Annotated in this window: 26 protein-coding genes, 1 rRNA gene and 1 pseudogene; 26 read left to right on the top strand and 2 right to left on the bottom strand. The window is 45.1% G+C overall.

Features of this window, described 5'->3' with window-relative positions:
* Positions 1–29: 29 nt before the first annotated feature.
* The 22 genes from rplF (at position 30) to DMB88_RS26235 (ending at position 14,856) form a co-directional block, all read left to right on the top strand.
* Positions 30–572 (top strand): 50S ribosomal protein L6, encoded by a 543-nt coding sequence (gene rplF, locus DMB88_RS26340; protein WP_017692089.1) that lies wholly within the window; start codon positions 30–32, stop codon positions 570–572.
* A 117-nt stretch (positions 573–689) separates the two neighbouring features.
* Positions 690–1,058 carry a 50S ribosomal protein L18 gene (gene rplR, locus DMB88_RS26335; protein ID WP_105406974.1) on the top strand — a complete coding sequence of 123 codons (369 nt, stop codon included), beginning with the start codon at positions 690–692 and terminating at the stop codon, positions 1,056–1,058.
* Positions 1,059–1,085: 27 nt separating this feature from the next.
* Positions 1,086–1,583: a 30S ribosomal protein S5 gene (rpsE, locus tag DMB88_RS26330; protein WP_017692091.1), complete on the top strand. Its 498-nt coding sequence runs from the start codon at positions 1,086–1,088 to the stop codon at positions 1,581–1,583.
* 12 nt (positions 1,584–1,595) lie between these two features.
* Positions 1,596–1,781: a 50S ribosomal protein L30 gene (rpmD, locus tag DMB88_RS26325; RefSeq protein WP_017692092.1), complete on the top strand. Its 186-nt coding sequence runs from the start codon at positions 1,596–1,598 to the stop codon at positions 1,779–1,781.
* A 43-nt stretch (positions 1,782–1,824) separates the two neighbouring features.
* The gene (gene rplO / locus DMB88_RS26320; protein WP_128103675.1) at positions 1,825–2,265 is read left to right on the top strand and encodes a 50S ribosomal protein L15; all 441 of its coding nucleotides are present in this window, start codon (positions 1,825–1,827) and stop codon (positions 2,263–2,265) included.
* Positions 2,265–3,563: a preprotein translocase subunit SecY gene (gene secY, locus DMB88_RS26315; protein WP_128103674.1), complete on the top strand. Its 1,299-nt coding sequence runs from the start codon at positions 2,265–2,267 to the stop codon at positions 3,561–3,563. Before rplO ends, secY begins: the two co-directional genes overlap by 1 nt.
* Before the next feature lie 90 nt (positions 3,564–3,653).
* Entirely contained in the window at positions 3,654–4,298 is a 645-nt protein-coding gene (locus tag DMB88_RS26310) for an adenylate kinase (RefSeq protein WP_128103673.1), read from the top strand.
* A gap of 4 nt (positions 4,299–4,302) precedes the next feature.
* Positions 4,303–5,055 (top strand): type I methionyl aminopeptidase, encoded by a 753-nt coding sequence (gene map, locus DMB88_RS26305; RefSeq protein WP_128103672.1) that lies wholly within the window; start codon positions 4,303–4,305, stop codon positions 5,053–5,055.
* A 10-nt stretch (positions 5,056–5,065) separates the two neighbouring features.
* Positions 5,066–5,374: a KOW domain-containing RNA-binding protein gene (locus DMB88_RS26300; protein ID WP_128103671.1), complete on the top strand. Its 309-nt coding sequence runs from the start codon at positions 5,066–5,068 to the stop codon at positions 5,372–5,374.
* A 3-nt stretch (positions 5,375–5,377) separates the two neighbouring features.
* Complete coding sequence (infA, locus tag DMB88_RS26295) at positions 5,378–5,593, top strand: translation initiation factor IF-1 (RefSeq protein WP_017692098.1); 216 nt, start codon at positions 5,378–5,380, stop codon at positions 5,591–5,593.
* Positions 5,594–5,745: 152 nt separating this feature from the next.
* Positions 5,746–5,859, top strand: coding sequence for a 50S ribosomal protein L36 (rpmJ, locus tag DMB88_RS26290; protein WP_003333770.1), 114 nt, complete (start codon positions 5,746–5,748; stop codon positions 5,857–5,859).
* A 19-nt stretch (positions 5,860–5,878) separates the two neighbouring features.
* Positions 5,879–6,247, top strand: a complete 369-nt coding sequence (gene rpsM, locus DMB88_RS26285) for a 30S ribosomal protein S13 (RefSeq protein ID WP_128103670.1) — start codon at positions 5,879–5,881, stop codon at positions 6,245–6,247.
* An 18-nt stretch (positions 6,248–6,265) separates the two neighbouring features.
* Positions 6,266–6,661, top strand: coding sequence for a 30S ribosomal protein S11 (gene rpsK, locus DMB88_RS26280; RefSeq protein WP_017692100.1), 396 nt, complete (start codon positions 6,266–6,268; stop codon positions 6,659–6,661).
* A gap of 136 nt (positions 6,662–6,797) precedes the next feature.
* Positions 6,798–7,742 carry a DNA-directed RNA polymerase subunit alpha gene (locus DMB88_RS26275; RefSeq protein WP_024633566.1) on the top strand — a complete coding sequence of 315 codons (945 nt, stop codon included), beginning with the start codon at positions 6,798–6,800 and terminating at the stop codon, positions 7,740–7,742.
* 34 nt (positions 7,743–7,776) lie between these two features.
* On the top strand, positions 7,777–8,142 hold the full coding sequence (rplQ, locus tag DMB88_RS26270) for a 50S ribosomal protein L17 (protein ID WP_017692102.1): 366 nt from the start codon (positions 7,777–7,779) through the stop codon (positions 8,140–8,142).
* 164 nt (positions 8,143–8,306) lie between these two features.
* On the top strand, positions 8,307–9,080 hold the full coding sequence (gene truA / locus DMB88_RS26265; protein ID WP_128104622.1) for a tRNA pseudouridine(38-40) synthase TruA: 774 nt from the start codon (positions 8,307–8,309) through the stop codon (positions 9,078–9,080).
* Positions 9,081–9,286: 206 nt separating this feature from the next.
* Positions 9,287–9,724 carry a 50S ribosomal protein L13 gene (rplM, locus tag DMB88_RS26260; protein ID WP_024633564.1) on the top strand — a complete coding sequence of 146 codons (438 nt, stop codon included), beginning with the start codon at positions 9,287–9,289 and terminating at the stop codon, positions 9,722–9,724.
* A 19-nt stretch (positions 9,725–9,743) separates the two neighbouring features.
* On the top strand, positions 9,744–10,136 hold the full coding sequence (rpsI, locus tag DMB88_RS26255) for a 30S ribosomal protein S9 (RefSeq protein WP_056697740.1): 393 nt from the start codon (positions 9,744–9,746) through the stop codon (positions 10,134–10,136).
* A gap of 693 nt (positions 10,137–10,829) precedes the next feature.
* Positions 10,830–11,522 (top strand): phosphoadenylyl-sulfate reductase, encoded by a 693-nt coding sequence (locus DMB88_RS26250; protein WP_128103669.1) that lies wholly within the window; start codon positions 10,830–10,832, stop codon positions 11,520–11,522.
* A 160-nt stretch (positions 11,523–11,682) separates the two neighbouring features.
* Positions 11,683–12,852 (top strand): sulfate adenylyltransferase, encoded by a 1,170-nt coding sequence (sat, locus tag DMB88_RS26245; protein ID WP_128103668.1) that lies wholly within the window; start codon positions 11,683–11,685, stop codon positions 12,850–12,852.
* A gap of 69 nt (positions 12,853–12,921) precedes the next feature.
* Entirely contained in the window at positions 12,922–13,677 is a 756-nt protein-coding gene (cwlD, locus tag DMB88_RS26240; protein ID WP_128103667.1) for an N-acetylmuramoyl-L-alanine amidase CwlD, read from the top strand.
* Between the two features lie 78 nt (positions 13,678–13,755).
* Complete coding sequence (locus DMB88_RS26235; protein WP_128103666.1) at positions 13,756–14,856, top strand: Mrp/NBP35 family ATP-binding protein; 1,101 nt, start codon at positions 13,756–13,758, stop codon at positions 14,854–14,856.
* 95 nt (positions 14,857–14,951) lie between these two features.
* Here the strand turns inward: DMB88_RS26235 and gerD are convergent, their stop codons facing one another.
* Positions 14,952–15,728, bottom strand: a complete 777-nt coding sequence (gerD, locus tag DMB88_RS26230; RefSeq protein WP_128103665.1) for a spore germination lipoprotein GerD — start codon at positions 15,726–15,728, stop codon at positions 14,952–14,954.
* A 125-nt stretch (positions 15,729–15,853) separates the two neighbouring features.
* Here gerD and DMB88_RS26225 point away from each other — a divergent pair, with 125 nt between their 5' ends.
* Positions 15,854–16,471 carry a KinB-signaling pathway activation protein gene (locus DMB88_RS26225; protein WP_128103664.1) on the top strand — a complete coding sequence of 206 codons (618 nt, stop codon included), beginning with the start codon at positions 15,854–15,856 and terminating at the stop codon, positions 16,469–16,471.
* A 178-nt stretch (positions 16,472–16,649) separates the two neighbouring features.
* Here DMB88_RS26225 and pdaB read toward each other — a convergent pair.
* A pseudogene (gene pdaB, locus DMB88_RS26220) lies at positions 16,650–17,425 on the bottom strand (polysaccharide deacetylase family sporulation protein PdaB).
* 121 nt (positions 17,426–17,546) lie between these two features.
* On the opposite strand from pdaB, the gene DMB88_RS26215 reads away from it, so the two are divergent.
* From DMB88_RS26215 to DMB88_RS26205, 3 genes are all read left to right on the top strand, one after another.
* Entirely contained in the window at positions 17,547–18,164 is a 618-nt protein-coding gene (locus tag DMB88_RS26215) for a stage II sporulation protein M (protein ID WP_128103663.1), read from the top strand.
* Between the two features lie 204 nt (positions 18,165–18,368).
* Positions 18,369–18,599: a hypothetical protein gene (locus DMB88_RS26210; protein ID WP_056697767.1), complete on the top strand. Its 231-nt coding sequence runs from the start codon at positions 18,369–18,371 to the stop codon at positions 18,597–18,599.
* A gap of 471 nt (positions 18,600–19,070) precedes the next feature.
* A 16S ribosomal RNA gene (locus tag DMB88_RS26205) occupies positions 19,071–20,622 on the top strand.
* Positions 20,623–20,645 lie beyond the last annotated feature (23 nt).

Below are 20,645 nucleotides of genomic sequence, written 5' to 3'. Positions count from 1 at the left end.
ATAACGTCACAAGATAGGAGGTGCAACATATGTCTCGTATTGGTCGCAAACCAATTACAGTACCAAGTGGTGTGGACATCACACTGGACAACACCGTTATTACGGTAAAAGGACCAAAAGGAACTCTGACTCGTGAACTTCATAAAGACATGAAGGTTACAGTTGAGAACAACGAAATTACAGTTGTGCGTCCTTCCGATAACAAAACTCACCGTTCTTTGCACGGCACAACGCGCAGCGTTGTAAACAACATGGTGAGCGGCGTTACTGAAGGATTCGCAAAATCTCTGGAGCTGGTTGGGGTCGGATATCGTGCAAGCAAATCCGGAGATAAAATCGTTCTGAACGTTGGATACTCTCACCCGGTTGAAATTACACCGGAAGCGGGAATCGAATTCGAAGTTCCTTCGAATACGAAAATCATCGTTCGCGGAATCGACAAAGAGCGCGTAGGAGCTTACGCTGCTAAAATTCGTTCCGTTCGTGAACCTGAGCCGTACAAAGGTAAAGGTATTAAATATGAAGGCGAGCGTATCATCCGTAAGGAAGGTAAAGCCGGTAAGAAGAAATAAGATTTCTCTTACCGCCTTTGCGCGGCTTTCGGCTTGCTTGCTTCGTGTGTTTCTAATATACCCCGTGGCTTCTGCTTTGAAGCCAGCGAGGTAACCTGAAAGGAGTGAATCCCTGAGATGATTACGAAACCAGATAAAAATAAGGCTCGTCTGAAAAGACACCTTCGTGTTCGTAAGAAAATCCAAGGAACGGCAGCACGTCCACGTTTGAACGTATTCCGTTCTGGTAAACATATGTATGCTCAAATCATCGATGATGTAGCTGGTGTAACAATCGCTTCCGCGTCTACCGTAGACAAAGAATTGAGCAGCGACATTCAAAATGGTGCATCTGTTGAATCAGCTCGTAAAGTTGGCGAACTCGTTGCTAAACGTGCGAAAGATAAAGGTGTTTCCAACATCGTATTTGACCGTAGTGGTTATCTGTACCATGGTCGTATCGCAGCATTGGCTGAAGCGGCTCGTGAAGCAGGACTTGAGTTTTAAGATATTTTTCAAAAGGAGGTTAACGACTTGCGTGTAGATCCGAATACTTTGGAACTGACTGAAAGAGTTGTAAATATTAATCGCGTAGCTAAAGTAGTAAAAGGCGGACGCCGTTTCAGCTTTAGCGCACTGGTTGTAGTCGGCGACGGCAACGGCTGGGTTGGAGCTGGTATCGGTAAAGCGGGCGAAGTACCTGATGCAATTCGCAAAGGTATTGAAGACGCTAAGAAAAACCTTGTACACGTTCCACTCGTAGGAACATCGATTCCTCACTTGGTAACAGGTAAGTTCGGCGCAGGACGCGTGCTGTTGAAACCAGCATCTGAAGGTACTGGTGTTATCGCTGGTGGTCCTGTACGTGCGGTTCTCGAACTTGCTGGTGTGGGTGACATTTTGACAAAATCTCTGGGTTCTTCGAATTCCATGAACATGGTCAATGCGACTTTGGAAGGTTTGTCCCGTTTGAAGCGTGCTGAAGACGTGGCTAAACTGCGCGGAAAATCCGTCGAAGAGCTTCTGGGTTAGGAGGGAATTCTCATGGCTAAATTAGAAATTACCCTCGTCCGTAGCTTGATCGGACGTCCGGAGACGCAAAGAACAACTGTGAAAACATTGGGATTGCGCAAAATCAACAGCAAAGTGGTTCAAAACGATAATCCTGCCATCCGTGGTATGATTAACAAAGTAAGCCATCTGGTAGCTGTAAAAGAAGTAGAAGCTTAATAACGGGTTAATCCCACAAATCTTTAAGGAGGTGCAACGAACGATGAAGTTACATGAGCTTTCTCCATCTCCTGGATCTCGTAAAGAGCGTAAGCGTGTTGGTCGCGGTCCAAGTAGTGGTACAGGTAAAACATCAGGTCGCGGTCACAAAGGACAAAACTCTCGCTCTGGCGGTGGTGTTCGTCCAGGCTTCGAAGGTGGACAAAATCCATTGTATCGTCGATTGCCAAAACGTGGTTTCGTAAACCCAACTCGCAAAGAATATGCAGTTGTGAATACTGAAGACCTGAACAGTTTTGCTGCGGGTACTGAAGTAACTCCAGAATTCTTGATGACGAATGGCGTAGTTAAAAACGCTAAATCCGGAATCAAAATCCTGGGTAACGGTGAAGTCACTGTGAAGCTGACTGTTAAAGCTAATAAGTTTTCTCAATCTGCGGTGGAGAAAATTGAAGCTGCCGGCGGTACAACCGAGGTGATTTAATGTTCAAGACCCTAAAGAATATCTGGCGGGTTGAGGATCTGCGCAAAAGGGTATTATTTACCCTTTTTGTACTGATCATTTACCGCATCGGCTCCTTTGTTCCCGTTCCGGGTGTTAACAAAGATGTGTTCGAAGCGACAAATTCTGCGGGTAAAGAAGTTTTTGGACTTCTCAATACGTTCTCGGGTGGAGCACTGTTCCAGTTCTCGATATTTGCACTCGGGATCGTACCTTACATCACTGCGTCTATCATAGTACAGTTGCTTTCCATGGACGTTATTCCTAAATTAGCGGAGTGGGCTAAGCAAGGTGAACAAGGTAAGAAGAAATCAGCACAGTTGACCCGTTACTTAACGGTAGGATTGGCATTGATTCAAGCGTTTGGTACGTCGATCGGATTCAATCGCTTGTACAACACTGACATGATTCCTAATGCAACTTTTGCAGATTATATCTTGATTGCGATTGTACTTACGGCCGGTACTTCATTCCTGATGTGGCTTGGTGAGCAGATCACCGAGAAGGGCATAGGAAACGGGATTTCGATTTTGATCTTTGCGGGTATCCTATCAACGGTGCCTAACATTATCAAACAAACGATTGAGTCCGACTTTATCCAACCTGATCAGTTGTTCATGAACATTCTCAAGGGTGTAATCATCGCAATTGTTATTGTGCTGATCATCATTGGTGTCATTTACATTCAGCAGGCGATTCGGAAAATTCCTGTACAGTACGCTAAACGTGTCGTAGGTAACAAAATGTACGGTGGACAGAATACACACATCCCGCTGAAAATTAATGCAGCAGGTGTTATCCCTGTCATCTTCGCATCATCGCTGTTGATGTTCCCAACGATTATCGCCAACTTCTGGGCAGATCGCGTTTGGGCACAGTGGATCGGTCAGAATCTGACTACACACAAACCTCTTGGTATGTTGCTGTATGTTGTGATGATCTTCGGTTTCACATTCTTCTATACTTTCGTACAGATGAATCCTCAGCAGATGGCTGATAATATGAAAAAGAACGGCGGTTACATCCCAGGCATTCGTCCGGGTAAAGCAACCGAGAAATATCTGACCCGTGTCATGACTCGTTTGACAATGGCCGGAGCCATCTTCTTGGCAGTCATTTCCGTTCTGCCTGTATTCTTAGGGGCACTTTCTGGTTTGCCTCAATCAGCGCAAATTGGAGGAACATCCCTCCTGATCGTTATCGGTGTTGCGCTGGATACGATGAAGCAAATCGAAAGCCAATTGATCAAACGCCACTACAAAGGTTTTATCAATAAATAGGCAATAGGTACCGGTCGAGTGAAGATTTACTTGCCGGCACCTATTGTGCTGTTTGTTGATGTAGGGTAGTCTTGGAGGGAGTGACATAACGTGAACATCCTATTCATGGGCCCTCCGGGGGCAGGAAAAGGAACGCAAGCAGAAGTCATCGTGAAAGAGTTCGGTATTCCCCATATTTCAACAGGCGATGCATTTCGCCTTGCGATCAAACAGGGAACTCCCATTGGTTTGAAAGCCAAGGAATATATGGATCAAGGATTGCTTGTGCCAGATGATGTTACAATCGGCATCGTTGAAGAACGATTGCAGCAGCCTGACTGTAGAGAAGGGTTTCTCTTGGATGGTTTTCCAAGAACCTTGTCTCAAGCAGAAGCGCTCGATGGCATTCTGGATCGACTGAATTCAGGTCTTGATCATGTGATTAACCTGAAAGTGGATCGCAACAAACTGTTGGCTCGTTTAACGGGTCGTCGGCTTTGTAAAAACTGTGGAGCCACGTATCATGTCGTATTCAATCCGCCGAAGCAGGAAGGTATTTGTGATAAATGCGGCGGAGAGTTGTACCAACGCTCTGATGATAATGAAGAGAGCGTAGGCACGCGTCTGGACGAGTATATCAACAAAACAGCACCACTCCTCACGTTTTATGAGAACAAAGCTCTTCTTCGTCAAATGGATGGAGAGCAAGATATCGATCAAGTTTCTCAACAAATCGTGTCCTTACTGAGAGGTTAATTGAATGATCATTGGTAAGTCAGAAACGGAACTGGGTTTGATGCGAGAGGCAGGGAGAATAGTTGCGGAAACGCATCGTCTCTTAGCAGAACATATCTCACCCGGTATTACGACTGGAGAACTTGACCATATGGCCGAACAATTTATCTGCAGTCAAGGAGCTGTGCCGTCTTTCAAAGGTTATAACGGTTTCCCTGCCAGTGTGTGCGCTTCAGTGAATGAAGAGTTGGTGCATGGATTTCCCGGCAAACGCAAGTTGAACGAGGGCGATATTGTTACGTTTGACATCGGCGCGCAGTACCAAGGGTATCACGGAGATTCAGCCTGGACTTATCCAGTTGGCCGTATTTCTGAAGAAGCCCGTCGTCTCCTAGAGGTTACGGAGGCTTCATTGTACGCAGGTCTGGCGCAAGTGAAACCTGACGTTCGCTTGTTTACAATATCTCATGCGATTCAGAAATATATTGAGGATGCTGGTTTTTCGGTAGTACGTGAATATGTCGGTCACGGCATAGGAGCCAATCTACATGAGGAACCACAGATTCCGAACTATGGTCTTCCTGATCGGGGGCCACGGCTCAAAGCGGGCATGGTGCTGGCCATAGAGCCGATGGTTAACGTAGGTAGACGGTATGTAAAAACGTTGGAAGATAACTGGACTGTCGTAACTGTCGATGGATCGTTATGTGCCCACTTTGAACACACCGTAGCAGTTACACCAGAAGGCATGGAAATTTTCACAAAACTGAATGCGTAGGTGATAAGGCATGAATAATCAGTCTAATCCGCAGCTCGGTCAACTTGTGAAGATCCGTAAAGGCCGCAATGCGGACCAAGCCGCAGTAATTGTTGCTATAGCGGACGCGAGGTTCGTATATATTGCGGATGGAGACAAACGTAAGTTTGATCAACCTAAGAAGAAGAATATTCTTCATCTTGAGCTCCAACCGATGATTAGCAACGAGGTCGTAAACAGTTTAAACGAGAGTGGTCGGGTGACAAACGGAAAGCTTCGCTATGCGGTGCATTCGTTTCTGGAATCCACCAACATTCAAGCTGAAGAGAAAGGAGACTGACTAATGGCTAAGGAAGATGTCATTGAAGTGGAAGGTACGGTTCTTGAACCGCTACCGAATGCAACGTTCAAAGTTGAGCTTGAGAACGGTCATCAAATTCTCGCTCACGTTTCCGGAAAGTTACGGATGCACTTCATCCGTATCCTGACTGGAGACAAAGTAGTTGTTCAGTTATCGCCTTATGATTTAACAAAAGGTCGTATAACTTACCGTAAATAGTAGTAGACAGTTGCAATGAACTGTGAAGCTTATGAAGCGGGTTTTGCCCGGCAAAACTTGCGAAAGCTTCGAAGCCGGTTTTACAATAGTAGAACAAGGTCAATGCTTACGAAGAGAGTTTTGCTAAGCAGAACTTTGAGGAGGTAATTCACATGAAGGTAAGACCTTCGGTCAAGCCGATTTGCGAAAAATGCAAAGTCATTCGCCGCAAAGGGAATGTAATGGTTATCTGTGAAAATCCGAAACACAAACAAAAACAAGGTTAATGAAGGGGTGTAGCGTAAAATGGCACGTATAGCTGGTGTGGATTTGCCACGTGATAAGCGCGTTGAGATCGCCTTGACTTATATTTTCGGAATCGGTAAAACGACTTCCCAGAAAATTCTGAGCTCTACAGGCATCGATCAGAACACTCGTGTTCGTGATTTGACGGAAGATGAAGTCAGCAAATTGCGTGAAAGTATCGACAAAGAGGTCAAAGTTGAAGGTGACCTGCGTCGTGAAATCTCTTTGAATATTAAACGTTTGACGGAGATCGGTTGTTACCGTGGAGTTCGTCATCGTCGTGGTCTGCCTGTTCGTGGACAACGTACGAAAACGAATGCTCGTACTCGTAAAGGTCCTCGTCGTACAGTAGCGAACAAGAAGAAATAATAAGGGGGATAAGAGAAAATGGCTAAACCGAAAAAAGTCGTACGTACTAAACGTCGTGACCGTAAAAATATTGAATCTGGCGTGGCACATATCCGTTCCACTTTCAATAACACTATCGTTACTATTACGGATCCTCACGGAAACGCAATTTCGTGGGCAAGCTCCGGCGGCCTCGGATTCAGAGGTTCCCGTAAATCGACTCCGTTTGCTGCACAAATGGCTGCTGAGACTGCTGCCAAAGCTGCAATGGAACATGGGATGAAAGCCGTTGAGGTTATGGTTAAAGGACCAGGCGCAGGCCGTGAAGCAGCGATCCGCTCTTTGCAAGCTGCTGGTCTTGAAGTTAACCTGATCAAAGACGTAACTCCAGTCCCGCATAACGGATGCCGTCCTCCAAAACGTCGTCGTGTCTAATGAGATTTGCCCCTGCGTGTGGTATACTTCCGGCACAATCTGCTAATAATGGTTGTTTAGGCATAGTACTGCATGTTTTCGCAAGAGAAGGTAAATGTTTCATAGAGGACCGACGTTTTGAAGGAGGGGTATTGCAGTGATTGAAATCGAAAAGCCGAAAATTGAGACGGTAGACGTCAACGATGATGGCACCTATGGGAAATTCGTAGTAGAACCGCTGGAACGTGGATATGGTACGACGCTTGGAAACTCGCTTCGCCGAATCCTACTTTCCTCACTGCCGGGTGCGGCAGTGTCTTCGGTTCAAATCGATGGCGTTCTGCATGAATTTGCTACAGTTCCTGGCGTAATGGAAGATGTAACGGAGATTATTCTTAACCTGAAAGCTTTGTCGCTTAAGATTCATTCCGACGAGGAGAAAGTTCTCGAGATTGATGCTGAAGGCGAAGGAGCAATTACGGCAGGAGATATCCGTGCTGACTCCGATGTGGAAATCCTTAATCCGGATCTTCACATTGCTACGCTCGGACCAGGTTCGAGACTTCACATGCGTATTTTTGCCAATCGCGGTCGCGGCTACGTCCAGGCAGATCGGAATAAACGCGATGACCAGCCGATCGGCGTCATCCCTGTCGATTCCATCTTCACCCCGATTAGCCGCGTAAACTACGCTGTGGAAAATACGCGTGTTGGCCAAGTGACCAACTATGACAAGCTCACGTTGGAAGTTTGGACTGACGGAAGTATTCGTCCTGAAGAGGCTGTAAGCCTCGGCGCTAAAATTTTGACCGAGCACTTGATGCTCTTCGTGGGTCTTACAGACGAAGCGAAAGATGCAGAGATCATGGTCGAAAAAGAAGAAGACAAAAAAGAAAAAGTACTCGAAATGACGATCGAAGAGCTGGATCTCTCTGTTCGTTCCTACAACTGCCTCAAACGTGCTGGTATTAATACCGTACAAGAGCTGACTACGAAAACAGAAGAAGACATGATGAAAGTCCGTAACCTCGGACGTAAGTCTTTGGAAGAAGTTCAAGAGAAGCTTGAGGAGCTTGGTTTGGGACTCCGTACAGAAGAATAGACAGCCGAGTGCTTGAAGTGAAGGAGGGAAAACAATGGCATACCAAAAGTTGGGCCGTAATTCCAGCGCGCGTAAAGCTTTGTTCCGTGACCTGGTAACCGACCTGTTCTTATACGAACGCATTCAGACAACTGAAGCGAAAGCAAAAGAGGTTCGCTCTATTGCTGAAAAACTGATCACTAAAGCGAAAAAGGGAGATCTTCACGCCCGTCGCCAAGTGGCAGCTTATGTTCGCCGCGAAACTATCGATGGTGAGCAAGATGCAATCCAAAAACTGTTTAGCGAATTGTCCGGTCGTTACGCTGAGCGTCCAGGTGGATACACTCGTATCCTGAAACTGGGACCTCGTCGTGGTGACGCAGCGCCAATGGTTTACTTGGAACTGGTAGACCGCGCGTAAAACAGATGAGATGAGGAAAGGGGACAGAGTCAACGATTCTGGGTTAACCCTTTTTTCTCTTCATTTCGGAATTCGTGCTGTAATTGAAGCTCCGTAAGGGGCTTCTTTTGCTGTTCGGGATAGGGATATGTATTTGTATAGTATGGAACAAAGGTGTGGTTATGATGCGCAACTTATGTATGACGGTAACTTACGATGGAACAGCCTATTACGGCTTTCAAGTACAGCCGGGAGGTAATACCATTCAGGACCATCTTGAAGATGCCATTCGTGCATTAACCGGTGAGACTGTTAAAATTACGGGTTCAGGCCGAACGGATGCAGGCGTTCACGCTCGCAGACAAATCTTCAATTTTCCTACAGAGTCACAGATTCCAACTGAGCGTTGGTGTATTGCACTCAACTCCAGATTACCAGCGGATATTGTCGTTATTGATGCATTGGAAGTGCCGGCGGATTTTCATTCTCGCTATGCAGCGAAAAAGAAGACGTATCGGTACACGGTTAATGCGAATCAATTTCCGGATGTTTTCAACAGAAGACTGCAATATCATCACCATGCCAAACTGGACACTGCGGCTATGGAGGAGGGACTGCGTCACTTTATAGGTACGTATGATTTCACGTCCTTTGCTTCACGCAAGTCTCAGAAAGAGAATCATGTACGTTCGGTATACGAAGCATGGATGGAAGTAGACCGTTCAATGTGTAGGGATCATCCGCGCGATCAAGGCGTCATTCACATTTATGTGAGTGGTAACGGCTTTTTGCAGCATATGGTTCGTATCATTGTTGGTACGCTGCTGGAGATCGGAGAGGGCAAACGGAAAGCCTCTGATGTACCGAATATGATTGCTGCATGTAATCGATCTGCTGCAGGACCTACTGCTGTTAGCTGCGGTTTAATGCTCTGGGATCTTGAATACAAAAAAGATTAAATTTGGTGAGTAAAAAGCTTAATTAACACTTGCGATTTGGTCTCCTATCATGTAATATAAAAGTTGTGTTTTCTTAATGGCTTTCCCACAGCCCCAATTAAGAGGTTCACATCGCAACAACTAATCCATCAACACCTAAAGTTATAACTTAATGAACGAAGATAAATGAAAATGATGATTTTGAACATTTTAAGGAGGAAATTTTCATGCGTACTACGTACATGGCGAAGCCTAACGAAGTTGAGCGCCAATGGCACATCATTGATGCTGAAGGCAAAACCCTCGGACGTTTGGCGAGCGAAGCAGCTGCTTTGATCCGCGGCAAACATAAGCCACAATTCACTCCACATGTGGACACTGGCGATTTCGTTGTTATCATCAATGCTGAGAAAATCGTATTGACTGGTAAAAAAATGCAAGGTAAGAAATACTACCGTCACTCGATGCACCCAGGTGGTTTGAAAGTAACTACTGCTGAAGAGATGGTTAAAAACAAACCTGAACGTATGTTGGAATTGGCTGTTCGCGGTATGCTTCCAAAAACTCGCATGGGCGAGAAAATGAAGCTGAGACTTAAAGCGTACAGAGGCACTGAGCATCCACATGCAGCACAAAAACCAGAAGTTTACGAACTTCGCGGCTAATTAAAAGGAGGACAGTTTCATGGCACAAGTACAATACTATGGGACAGGTCGTCGTAAACATTCGGTAGCACGTGTTCGCCTTGTACCGGGTGAAGGACGCATTGTCATCAATAAACGTGATATTAATGAATACTTCGGTTTGGAAACACTCAAACTGATCGTAAAACAACCACTGACTTTGACAGAAACGCTCAGCAACTATGACGTTTTGGTTATCGCTCATGGTGGCGGAATCTCCGGTCAAGCCGGCGCTATCCGTCACGGTATCTCTCGCGCTCTGTTGAAAGCAGATCCTGAGTACCGTGCATCCCTGAAAAAAGCAGGATTCCTGACTCGTGACCCACGGATGAAAGAACGTAAAAAATACGGTCTCAAAGCCGCTCGTCGCGCTCCTCAGTTCTCCAAACGTTAATATGCATTACAAGCCTCTGGCCTCGGCCAGGGGCTTTTTTGTGTCTAAAATATCTATAGCTTGCGGAGATCAATTATATTCTCTTACGCTCTGTGGCATCCTGTTTCCTTCACTGGGTTATCGTTATATCTACGTAGTTCATTATAGAGTTCTATTTCCATATGAACATGCTCCTTCGCTCACATTAGATCATACAAATTACTTGAGCTGTGTAATACTTCATCACATAAATACAAAACATTAAACTGACTTATCAATCCATCAGTCTTTCTTATAGTTTCAATAAAACTCGCTTACATATCTCCGAGCAATCACTGATCTTATTTCTAAGTTTTAACACATCTAACCGTCACTACGGCTAGACATTATAGACAGGGAGAAGACTGTCACCTTAATTCCTAAAATGTCTGTAAACCCAATAGGGGCAAAGGATTACAGGCGGTCACCATAAGTGATGTATTGACTTAGTATGTGCTGAGTTGATTCACATCTATTGCTTTCGATAGGGTTAGTGGGCAACTGAATCCCTATTTAGTGGCTCATTTACAACGTCTAAATGAAGCGATATATGCTCTTTTTTACCATATGGCAGGCATTGACATCCCCTACGAAAGATTTATACTAAACATAATTCATATTAGATTAGTCGGCTTTAGATTTAGATTTACAATTGTTGAATGGGGGAAATACCAAATGAACTTGCTTGAAAAAGAGGAACTTGCCCGGAAAAAAGCTGAGGAATTAGAATCTGCTAGCCCAGAAGATATTATTCGTTATGCAGTTGAGACGTTTCCAAACATTACATTTGCATGCAGCTTTGGTGCGGAGGATGTTGTATTAGTAGATATGCTGCAAAAGATTAGTCCATCCACGGATGTGTTCTACCTGGACACGGATTTTCATTTTAAAGAAACGTATGAAACTCGGGACGTTATGCAAGAAAAATACAATTTAGATTTTGTGCGTGTATCACCTAAAATTACGCCTGAAGAGCAAGAGGCAGCGCATGGAGCGGAGTTGTGGAAATCGGATCCGAATGCATGCTGTAATATCCGTAAGGTAGAGCCACTGACACGTATACTATCTCAGTATGATGCTTGGATTACAGGTATACGTCGAGATCAAGCACCTACCCGTGCTAACTCCAAGAAAGTGGAGTATGATACGAAATTTGGTCTTATGAAATTCAATCCAATCGCTCACTGGACTTCTGAGGATGTATGGGACTACATTCGTGCTAACAATGTCGTCTACAATCCATTGCATGATCAGAATTACCCGAGTATTGGATGTGAGTATTGTACACGTCAAGTCATGCCTGGAGAAGATCCACGTGCGGGACGATGGTCCGGTAATGACAAGACTGAGTGTGGACTGCATAAATAATTCTCATAATGTAAGCAATGCAATAGCCGATAAACGGTACACTTATATAAGCATTTGACTCGTTTATAACAACCTATGAGGTTTCCGTAACCAAACCAGTAATTGACTTCTGGATACTTTTTCATTGTGGTAATTAATATTGAAATAGGGAGCTGACAAGATGACTTCAATTCTGCCTCATGGAGGTACGCTAGTACAGCGTGTCGTACAAGGAGAAGAACGGGAACAACTACTACGGGAAAGTGAGACACTGCCTTCACTGCACATCAACACATGGACGATCTCTGATTTAGATCTGATTGGTGTGGGGGCGTTCTCCCCACTGACGGGTTTCTTGAAAGAGGAGGACTATCTCTCTGTTGTATCGCGCATGCGGTTGGCAGATGGCACGGTATGGAGTATCCCGATCACTCTTGCTGTAGACGACCAGCGCGCTGCTGAGCTGCAGGTAGGACAAAGGGTAGCTTTGGTGGGGCAAGATGATGGAGTCACTTATGGCTTGTTGGAAGTTCAGAGTGTATACAAGGTGGATCAGGGTGAAGAAGCACGTAAAGTGTTCAAAACAGACGATCCAGAGCATCCAGGTGTGAAAAAATTGCTGGAGCGACCTGCAACGTATGTGGGAGGTCCAATTCAAGTGTTAAATCGCCCTAAACCAGCGAAATTTGAGCAATTTTATTTCGATCCTGCTGAGACTAGGAAGACCTTTCAGGAGAAGGGATGGAGAACAGTAGTTGGTTTTCAAACCCGTAACCCAGTTCACCGTGCACATGAGTACATTCAGAAAAGCGCGATGGAGATCGTAGATGCCTTGTTCCTTAATCCGCTTGTAGGTGAAACGAAGTCTGATGACGTTCCAGCCAATGTGCGCATGAAGAGCTACTTGGTGTTGCTGGAGAACTATTATCCGGCTGATCGTGCCTTTCTAGGTGTGTTTCCAGCGGCCATGAGATACGCGGGGCCACGTGAAGCGATTTTCCATGCTATGGTGCGTAAAAACTATGGTTGTACCCATTTTATAGTTGGTCGTGATCACGCTGGCGTTGGTGATTATTACGGTACCTATGAAGCACAAGAGATTTTCTCCAACTTTACAGCTGAAGAGCTGGGGATTACGCCGCTGTTCTTCGAGCATAGCTTCTTTTGTACCAAATGTGGTAATATGGCTTCCAGTAAAACTTGTCCACACGGTAAAGAGCATCATATGACGTTGTCTGGAACTAAGGTACGTGGATTGCTTCGTAATGGAGAATGCCCACCACCTGAGTTTACACGTCCAGAGGTAGCTGAGATACTGATTGAAGGAATGGCTGAGCAAGTCCAGTCCTAAAGGTTATATTTGTCCATCTTGTCCCATATAGATGATTAGAGTCATTTATAGGGGCGAGGTGGTTTTTTTATGCGTAAAAATAGGGGAAAACATTTTGTTGTTTGGATACGTCTGCGTACAGTAAAAAGAATACTGTTAAGTCTGTGTTTGTTGGCGATGTTAGTAGGTGTAGCCACATATGAGATTCCTTCATCCAAAACGTCCGGATACTGGAGCTTGCCTCTTGCGGGTAAAGTTATCGCTATTGATGCTGGACATGGTGGACCAGATGGGGGAGCAGTTAGTAAGCAGGGCGTAATTGAGAAGGACATTAACCTTTCCATCGCCCTATATGTGAGGGACTACTTACAACAGGCAGGTGCTTTGGTCGTAATGACACGAGAGATCGATACAGATCTTGCTGAAGCGGATACAAGAGGTTACTCCAAACGTAAAACAGAAGATCTGAAACAACGAGTTAGACGGATTGAGGACAAGCAAGCAGATCTGTTTATTAGCATTCATATGAATAGCATTCCTTCTAACCGATGGAGCGGGGCACAAGTATTTTATACACCTAATCATGCTGACAATGAAGGGTTAGCGAATCTGCTTCAGCAAGAGATGATACGGAATCTGGAAAACACAGATCGGATCGCCAAAACGGTAAATACCGTGTACTTACTACAGGCGTTGAAGATTCCTTCTGCTCTAGTGGAAGTAGGTTTCCTGTCTCATCCAGAAGAGGCACGAATGCTTGCAGATGAAACGTATCAGCGCAAAGTTGCAGCCTCCATATATAACGGGATTCTTCGATATTCCTCAGGAGAACGCCCGAAAAGTTAGTCACAATCAGACCGGTAATGATATAATTGATACCGCATACTTAATACATGCCAATAGATAAAGCTGAGGTGCTGTCTGATGTTATCAAAAGAACAGATACTTGAACTATTGCAACCATTACAAGAACCACAATTGGGAGTTAGTCTGACCGAACTGCAGTGGGTTCGCGATATTATGGTGAAAGAACATCGTGTAGCCATTACACTCGTGACGTTGGACAACCAGCCCGAGGATACAACAGCTCTAAGTGATGCTGCGCGCAATCTTTTGTCCCAGCATGGAATAGAGGATGTACATATTCGCTTTCGGGCAGCGTCTGAGCATGAACGTCAGAACCTTTCAGAAGGGGATATTGAACAAGACCCAAGTGACGAAGAAGTTCTCGTCAAAGGCCATGCAGCAGGTTTGGGTGGACACGAATTGTTGAGTCCTGAATCTGGTGTACGTTACATTGCAATTGCAAGTGGTAAAGGTGGCGTTGGTAAATCCACTGTGACGGTGAACTTAGCAGTCGCTCTGGCTCGTCAAGGTAAAAAGGTCGGCTTAATTGATGCAGACATATATGGCTTCAGTGTTCCGGACATGATGGGCATTGAAGAGTATCCCGTTGTAGAAGATGGGATTATTCAGCCAGTAGAACGATTCGGTGTTAAAGTTATGTCGATGGGATTCTTTATTCGTGAGAATAATCCTGTGATTTGGCGCGGGCCTATGTTAGGTCGAATGCTTCGTCAGTTTTTTACCGATGTGAATTGGGGGGAACTCGATTACATGTTACTAGATTTGCCTCCAGGAACGGGTGACGTTGCACTGGATGTACATCAGATGATACCTCATAGCAAAGAGATAATAGTCACTACCCCGCATGCAACAGCGGCTTTTGTGGCAGCACGTGCAGGAGCGATGGCCATTCAGACCGAACATGAGCTGCTTGGTGTCGTCGAGAATATGGCGTATTATGAATGCGGAAGTTGTGGAGAAAAGGACTATGTATTTGGGCGTGGAGGCGGTGGGCAGCTTGCTGAAAGCTTGCATACAAGTCTACTTGCTCAGATTCCACTTGGAGCACCAGATAACCATATCTCTGAGCCAGACTTCTCACCATCCGTTTACAAAGCAGATACTCCTATTGGAACGATATATGCTGAAATCGCAAACGAGATTGAAACTAAATTTTAAATTTTAGTCCGAATCTCCTTTGTCGAAGCGATAGCTACGAGTTAAAGCCCTGCATCTATAGATGCGGGGCCTTTGATTATACATAACCGTCTATTTCATACGATATCACTTAAACCAGTATTTCTATGATCCGCCACCCGAGTCCCCACCGCCCCATCACCTGAACCACTATCTTGTCCTTGACCGTCTTGTTGCTGTTGTTGATCATCCTTCTGTCCTCCGCCACTTTCCACCTTAGGTTGAAGCTCGTCCTGAACGACTTTTTTCAACAAAGTTAGAACTTCCATACGGAATAAAGGATTTTGCATCACTTCTTGCATGACGGTCATCGTTTGTTTACGATAATCAGGCGTTTTGGTCATATCCATGAACATCTTGGAAACTTCAGGAGATTTCATAATATCTGAGATAGATTTTTGATACGTTGGATCTTTGATTAGTTCCATGTGTAATTGTTTACTTTGTGAATTGACCACTTTGGCGAACTCACCTGCAAATTGTGGATCGGTCATAATTTTCTCGAATTCCTTCTTGTATTCTGGAGCAGTTATGGTATCCTTTACCGCAACACGAATCTGTTCCTGAGATTGCATAGGCATCAGCATTTTCATACCGATTGTACCAGACCCGCCACCACCGCCACCTTGCTCAGAGCCACCGCCTTCTCCACCGCCGCCAGAAGAGCTTTGACCAGTGAGAGCTTCTTCCACCGCTTTTTTTCCCTCATCACTTTTGAGGATGTCCACCACCATGGTTTTCATCTCTTTATAACTGCCTTGAGGAGGCGAATAATTCTGATCAGAGCCGCAGCCGGCGAGCAGGGCGGATAGTCCAAATAGGACACAACATAACTGCCACAATGGCCGTTTCATGTGCACAACCCCTCCTTGATTAGATACTGGATGTAGTATGTGATGAGAAAGCCGTAAATATGTTGATCGGAGATGGTTTTTTGCTGAGAAGGTTGGTAAAATAAAGTCTCGGGGGTGGAAAACATTTGAATTTACGGAAATGGTTTTTCCTATTTTGGACCGCGTTGTTGATCGGAGCGGCGGGATCATTAGTAACAGGACTAACAATGATGTTGTTAAATGGAGAAAAAACGAATGGAATTGCTGATTTTATGTTATATCTGCTCATTCTCTTTGGCTCCGGAATTATGATTAGTGTATATTCGCAGATGGGCTTCTTTGCATATTTAATTTTGAATTATATGGGTAAAGGCGTGTTTCCCAAACGGGGCTGGCAAATTGTTCAGATCATACTAACAGTCTTGGCTTTACTTGATGTGATGTTCTTGCGGCTGTTTGTGGGAGAGGGGCGAGAGCCTATATCTGATATTGTCCTTGGACTCATTATTTTAGCAGCAGCAATTGTTACCGCTTACGTGAAGGTTAAGCAAACAAACATTTCTGCACTTGTGCCGACCCTTTTCTTTATGATTGCTGTAACAGCTGTAGAGACGATTGGGGTATTACGCATAGATTCAAATGCAGCGACCATATTTATTGTGGTTCCCTTACTAATGTGTAATGCATACCAAATGCTGATATTGCACAAATTGGTGGATTCACCTTCAGAACAAGCTGTTACTGGAAAGGTAGAGCAGGTGTGAAATGGTCAGAAGCATGTTTTTGATTTTCTTATAATAACAAACCCAAAAAGAGCTAACGTTGGTTAGCTCTTTTCATTTGCCACGAATAGCATACAATGTGTAATTTTGATCTATAACGTCATTGCAGTTATTGTAATACATGAGCATTCATTGAGATATAACGTAACTTGGCAGCGTATTATTGTGCACTAGCTTGATCACGCACCTCTGTACCTTTAGTGCTGGAGTGATTCAACAATTCGGAAACCGTGACAAACTCATACCCTTGATTTCTAAGTTTATCGATAATTACAGGTAAGGCTTCATGCGTTTGTTTAGATGAGTCACTGGCGTGCAGCAAAACGATATCTCCTGGATGAGCTTTGCTGACTACACGATCAACAATGGTTTGTACACCGGGGTTTTTCCAATCTTGAGAATCAGTATCCCATTGTACGACCTGGTAGTTCAAACTACTCGCAACCTGGAGAACACGTTTGTCAAAATCACCATTGGGCAGTCGCAATAAATTCGGTTCTTTACCCGTTAAATCGGTTAAAATGCTATGAGCTGTCGAAATTTCCTTACGGATCTCTTCCTCTGTCAGGCTGCTATAGTTTTCGTGTCTGTGCCCATGGCTCCCGATTTCGTATCCCGCTTCCTTAATTGAGGTTACGATTTCAGGATGTGTTTTACTCCATGGTGAGGAGAGGAAGAAGGTAGCCTTTTCAATCTTGTTCTCTTTCAGCACCTTAAGGATGGGTTCGGTTCGCTTATCCCCCAGCTAATGTCAAACGTAAGTGCAATTACTTTTTTTTCTGTTGGAACACTGTAGACTGCAGAAGGTGTATCCTCTGAGAACACAGAAACGTTGCCGCTCTCCAGATAGATTATTCCGATAGCAAACACGGCAGCAGCCAGCACAATCAGGTAACGTTTGATCTTTTTGCCGCTAAATACATAGAACGAGTTCATTTCAATAAGCGCCCCTCTCCCATAAGAAATGCTTGTTTACTTCCCAATGTATGCTCGTACTGCTTAGTTATTCGTATCTAATGTTTGTTTGTCCATTAACTTATTTACTTAGGAGGTCGTTATGCTTAAATTTAGTACTTTTCTAAAAGATCTGGGATCCATCCGGAATGCGTTAATCTGGTCAGTTGCACTATTTGTGATTGGAATAAGTGTGGGGTGGGTGAGTACTGGGCCACTAGAAGAATTACTTTTGAATCAAATTGGGGGATTAAGAGAAGTGAGTGAGCGTTTGGAGCAAGGAGGGAATGTGCAGTTAAACTTCTTCCTGTTCATTTTCTTCAACAATGCAATCAAAAGTGTACTTGTGATCTATGCCGGCATATTCTTTGGCATTCTGCCAATTATTTTTCTACTGATCAACGGAATGGTTATTGGGTTCCTTGTGCACACCACGATGAATTATGGAGCAAGTTTCTATGATATCGTTATTAAAGGATTGCTCCCGCATGGGATTATCGAAATACCAGTGATCATTATTGCTTGTGCATTCGGCCTAAAGTTCGGGGGACTAGCTACCAAAAGTCTCATGCAGCTTGGTAGATCGAAAAGACACTTGCTCGGTAAGCAGTGGGAAGTGTTTCTGCGTAGGACATTAACAGCATCTTGTTGGGTCATTATTTTGTTGCTCGTTGCAGCGATCATTGAGAGCACGATTACCTACAGCATCGTGCGAGGATAAATTTGTATGGAATGACATTCATAATTTTTCAGAAAGTTGACCATAACAATAAAACGGGTTCAGGTACAACCTCCATGTTAACTTAATTGGGGTTGTACTGCTAACCTTACGCGATTCGATAAAGGTCTGTTTGCTAGATAGGCATAACATCAGACAACTACACACGAGCGCGTATTATCCATATGCAGAAAAAGGAGAACTCTAATGCTGGGTATGCTGTTTAACGATAAGGAGTGCAAGGAGCTAGACTATGTACTTCGCAAAGAGCTTGATGAAATGTTATTCGACCTAAGTGATAACCGTCTTGACCAAGAAATCAAATACGCTATTGCGAGTCGCTACAAAACGGTATTTCGGATGTATGCACGTTTTGCTCCGCCAAAAGAGTTATCTAAATATGCGAGGGGCGGGAAATTAAAAAAGTCAAAGCCATGAAGGTTATGCTCATAGTCAATCAATGGTTATTAGGATAAAAGGGGTGCGGCATGCATAGCTAACGCTGTACCTCTACATCATGATGAGGAAGACCAATGAATAAAATGTCGAAAAAGGGTTGACCGTTTCTGATATATATGGTAAATTAATTTTCGTTCCTTTTTTAGGACAAGTTCACCGAAACAAGTGCTGAAATGAAAATTTTGAAAAGCTGTAAAAAAAAAGTACTTGCAAAAAAAACGGTGGTATGATACATTATAAAAGTCGCCGCTGAAAATGTGGTTGACACAAAAATGAGTAACAAAATTCAAGTTTGATCTTTGAAAACTGAACAACGAGTGAGTAACGATCTTGCTTGCAAGATCGACGCTAAGAAATCAGTACATGTCTTCGGGCTGGATGATTTCGAAGCACAAATGAGATTTTTAATCTCGTCAGATTCAAAATGAGCTAATCGCTCTTTTCAATACTTTATTGGAGAGTTTGATCCTGGCTCAGGACGAACGCTGGCGGCATGCCTAATACATGCAAGTCGAGCGGACTTGAAGAGAAGCTTGCTTCTCTGATGGTTAGCGGCGGACGGGTGAGTAACACGTAGGCAACCTGCCCTCAAGCTTGGGACAACTACCGGAAACGGTAGCTAATACCGAATACTTGTTTTCTTCGCCTGAAGGAAACTGGAAAGACGGAGCAATCTGTCACTTGAGGATGGGCCTGCGGCGCATTAGCTAGTTGGTGAGGTAACGGCTCACCAAGGCGACGATGCGTAGCCGACCTGAGAGGGTGATCGGCCACACTGGGACTGAGACACGGCCCAGACTCCTACGGGAGGCAGCAGTAGGGAATCTTCCGCAATGGGCGAAAGCCTGACGGAGCAATGCCGCGTGAGTGATGAAGGTTTTCGGATCGTAAAGCTCTGTTGCCAGGGAAGAACGCTTAGGAGAGTAACTGCTCCTGAGGTGACGGTACCTGAGAAGAAAGCCCGGCTAACTACGTGCCAGCAGCCGCGGTAATACGTAGGGGGCAAGCGTTGTCCGGAATTATTGGGCGTAAAGCGCGCGCAGGCGGTCATTTAAGTCTGGTGTTTAATCCCGGGGCTCAACCCCGGATCGCACTGGAAACTGGGTGACTTGAGTGCAGAAGAGGAGAGTGGAATTCCACGTGTAGCGGTGAAATGCGTAGATATGTGGAGGAACACCAGTGGCGAAGGCGACTCTCTGGGCTGTAACTGACGCTGAGGCGCGAAAGCGTGGGGAGCAAACAGGATTAGATACCCTGGTAGTCCACGCCGTAAACGATGAATGCTAGGTGTTAGGGGTTTCGATACCCTTGGTGCCGAAGTTAACACATTAAGCATTCCGCCTGGGGAGTACGGTCGCAAGACTGAAACTCAAAGGAATTGACGGGGACCCGCACAAGCAGTGGAGTATGTGGTTTAATTCGAAGCAACGCGAAGAACCTTACCAGGTCTTGACATCTGAATGACCGGTGCAGAGATGTACCTTTCCTTCGGGACATTCAAGACAGGTGGTGCATGGTTGTCGTCAGCTCGTGTCGTGAGATGTTGGGTTAAGTCCCGCAACGAGCGCAACCCTTATATTTAGTTGCCAGCACTTCGGGTGGGCACTCTAGATAGACTGCCGGTGACAAACCGGAGGAAGGTGGGGATGACGTCAAATCATCATGCCCCTTATGACCTGGGCTACACACGTACTACAATGGCCGGTACAACGGGCTGCGAAACCGCGAGGTGGAGCCAATCCCAACAAAGCCGGTCTCAGTTCGGATTGCAGGCTGCAACTCGCCTGCATGAAGTCGGAATTGCTAGTAATCGCGGATCAGCATGCCGCGGTGAATACGTTCCCGGGTCTTGTACACACCGCCCGTCACACCACGAGAGTTTATAACACCCGAAGTCGGTGGGGTAACCGCAAGGAGCCAGCCGCCGAAGGTGGGATAGATGATTGGGGTGAAGTCGTAACAAGGTAGCCGTATCGGAAGGTGCGGCTGGATCACCTCCTTTCTATGGAGAATCGTTTCCCGTAG

Origin of the sequence: Paenibacillus sp. DCT19, from assembly GCF_003268635.1 — a bacterium.
Taxonomy (GTDB): Bacteria; Bacillota; Bacilli; order Paenibacillales; family Paenibacillaceae; genus Paenibacillus.
The sequence above is the reverse complement of the archived record's forward strand: the minus strand, read 5'-3'. Positions and strand labels throughout refer to the sequence as shown.

Excerpts from the sequence above, each read along its gene's own strand:
- rplO (WP_128103675.1), top strand. The coding sequence starts at position 1,825 with ATGAAGTTACATGAGCTTTCTCCATCTCCTGGATCTCGTAAAGAGCGT.
- gerD (WP_128103665.1), bottom strand. The coding sequence starts at position 15,728 with ATGAAACGGCCATTGTGGCAGTTATGTTGTGTCCTATTTGGACTATCC.
- rpmJ (WP_003333770.1), top strand. The coding sequence starts at position 5,746 with ATGAAGGTAAGACCTTCGGTCAAGCCGATTTGCGAAAAATGCAAAGTC.
- rpsM (WP_128103670.1), top strand. The coding sequence starts at position 5,879 with ATGGCACGTATAGCTGGTGTGGATTTGCCACGTGATAAGCGCGTTGAG.
- truA (WP_128104622.1), top strand. The coding sequence starts at position 8,307 with ATGCGCAACTTATGTATGACGGTAACTTACGATGGAACAGCCTATTAC.
- sat (WP_128103668.1), top strand. The coding sequence starts at position 11,683 with ATGACTTCAATTCTGCCTCATGGAGGTACGCTAGTACAGCGTGTCGTA.
- rpmD (WP_017692092.1), top strand. The coding sequence starts at position 1,596 with ATGGCTAAATTAGAAATTACCCTCGTCCGTAGCTTGATCGGACGTCCG.
- DMB88_RS26250 (WP_128103669.1), top strand. The coding sequence starts at position 10,830 with ATGAACTTGCTTGAAAAAGAGGAACTTGCCCGGAAAAAAGCTGAGGAA.
- rplM (WP_024633564.1), top strand. The coding sequence starts at position 9,287 with ATGCGTACTACGTACATGGCGAAGCCTAACGAAGTTGAGCGCCAATGG.
- infA (WP_017692098.1), top strand. The coding sequence starts at position 5,378 with ATGGCTAAGGAAGATGTCATTGAAGTGGAAGGTACGGTTCTTGAACCG.
- DMB88_RS26210 (WP_056697767.1), top strand. The coding sequence starts at position 18,369 with ATGCTGGGTATGCTGTTTAACGATAAGGAGTGCAAGGAGCTAGACTAT.
- map (WP_128103672.1), top strand. The coding sequence starts at position 4,303 with ATGATCATTGGTAAGTCAGAAACGGAACTGGGTTTGATGCGAGAGGCA.
- rpsK (WP_017692100.1), top strand. The coding sequence starts at position 6,266 with ATGGCTAAACCGAAAAAAGTCGTACGTACTAAACGTCGTGACCGTAAA.
- secY (WP_128103674.1), top strand. The coding sequence starts at position 2,265 with ATGTTCAAGACCCTAAAGAATATCTGGCGGGTTGAGGATCTGCGCAAA.
- DMB88_RS26235 (WP_128103666.1), top strand. The coding sequence starts at position 13,756 with ATGTTATCAAAAGAACAGATACTTGAACTATTGCAACCATTACAAGAA.
- DMB88_RS26300 (WP_128103671.1), top strand. The coding sequence starts at position 5,066 with ATGAATAATCAGTCTAATCCGCAGCTCGGTCAACTTGTGAAGATCCGT.
- rplQ (WP_017692102.1), top strand. The coding sequence starts at position 7,777 with ATGGCATACCAAAAGTTGGGCCGTAATTCCAGCGCGCGTAAAGCTTTG.
- cwlD (WP_128103667.1), top strand. The coding sequence starts at position 12,922 with ATGCGTAAAAATAGGGGAAAACATTTTGTTGTTTGGATACGTCTGCGT.
- rplR (WP_105406974.1), top strand. The coding sequence starts at position 690 with ATGATTACGAAACCAGATAAAAATAAGGCTCGTCTGAAAAGACACCTT.
- rpsI (WP_056697740.1), top strand. The coding sequence starts at position 9,744 with ATGGCACAAGTACAATACTATGGGACAGGTCGTCGTAAACATTCGGTA.
- rplF (WP_017692089.1), top strand. The coding sequence starts at position 30 with ATGTCTCGTATTGGTCGCAAACCAATTACAGTACCAAGTGGTGTGGAC.
- DMB88_RS26215 (WP_128103663.1), top strand. The coding sequence starts at position 17,547 with ATGCTTAAATTTAGTACTTTTCTAAAAGATCTGGGATCCATCCGGAAT.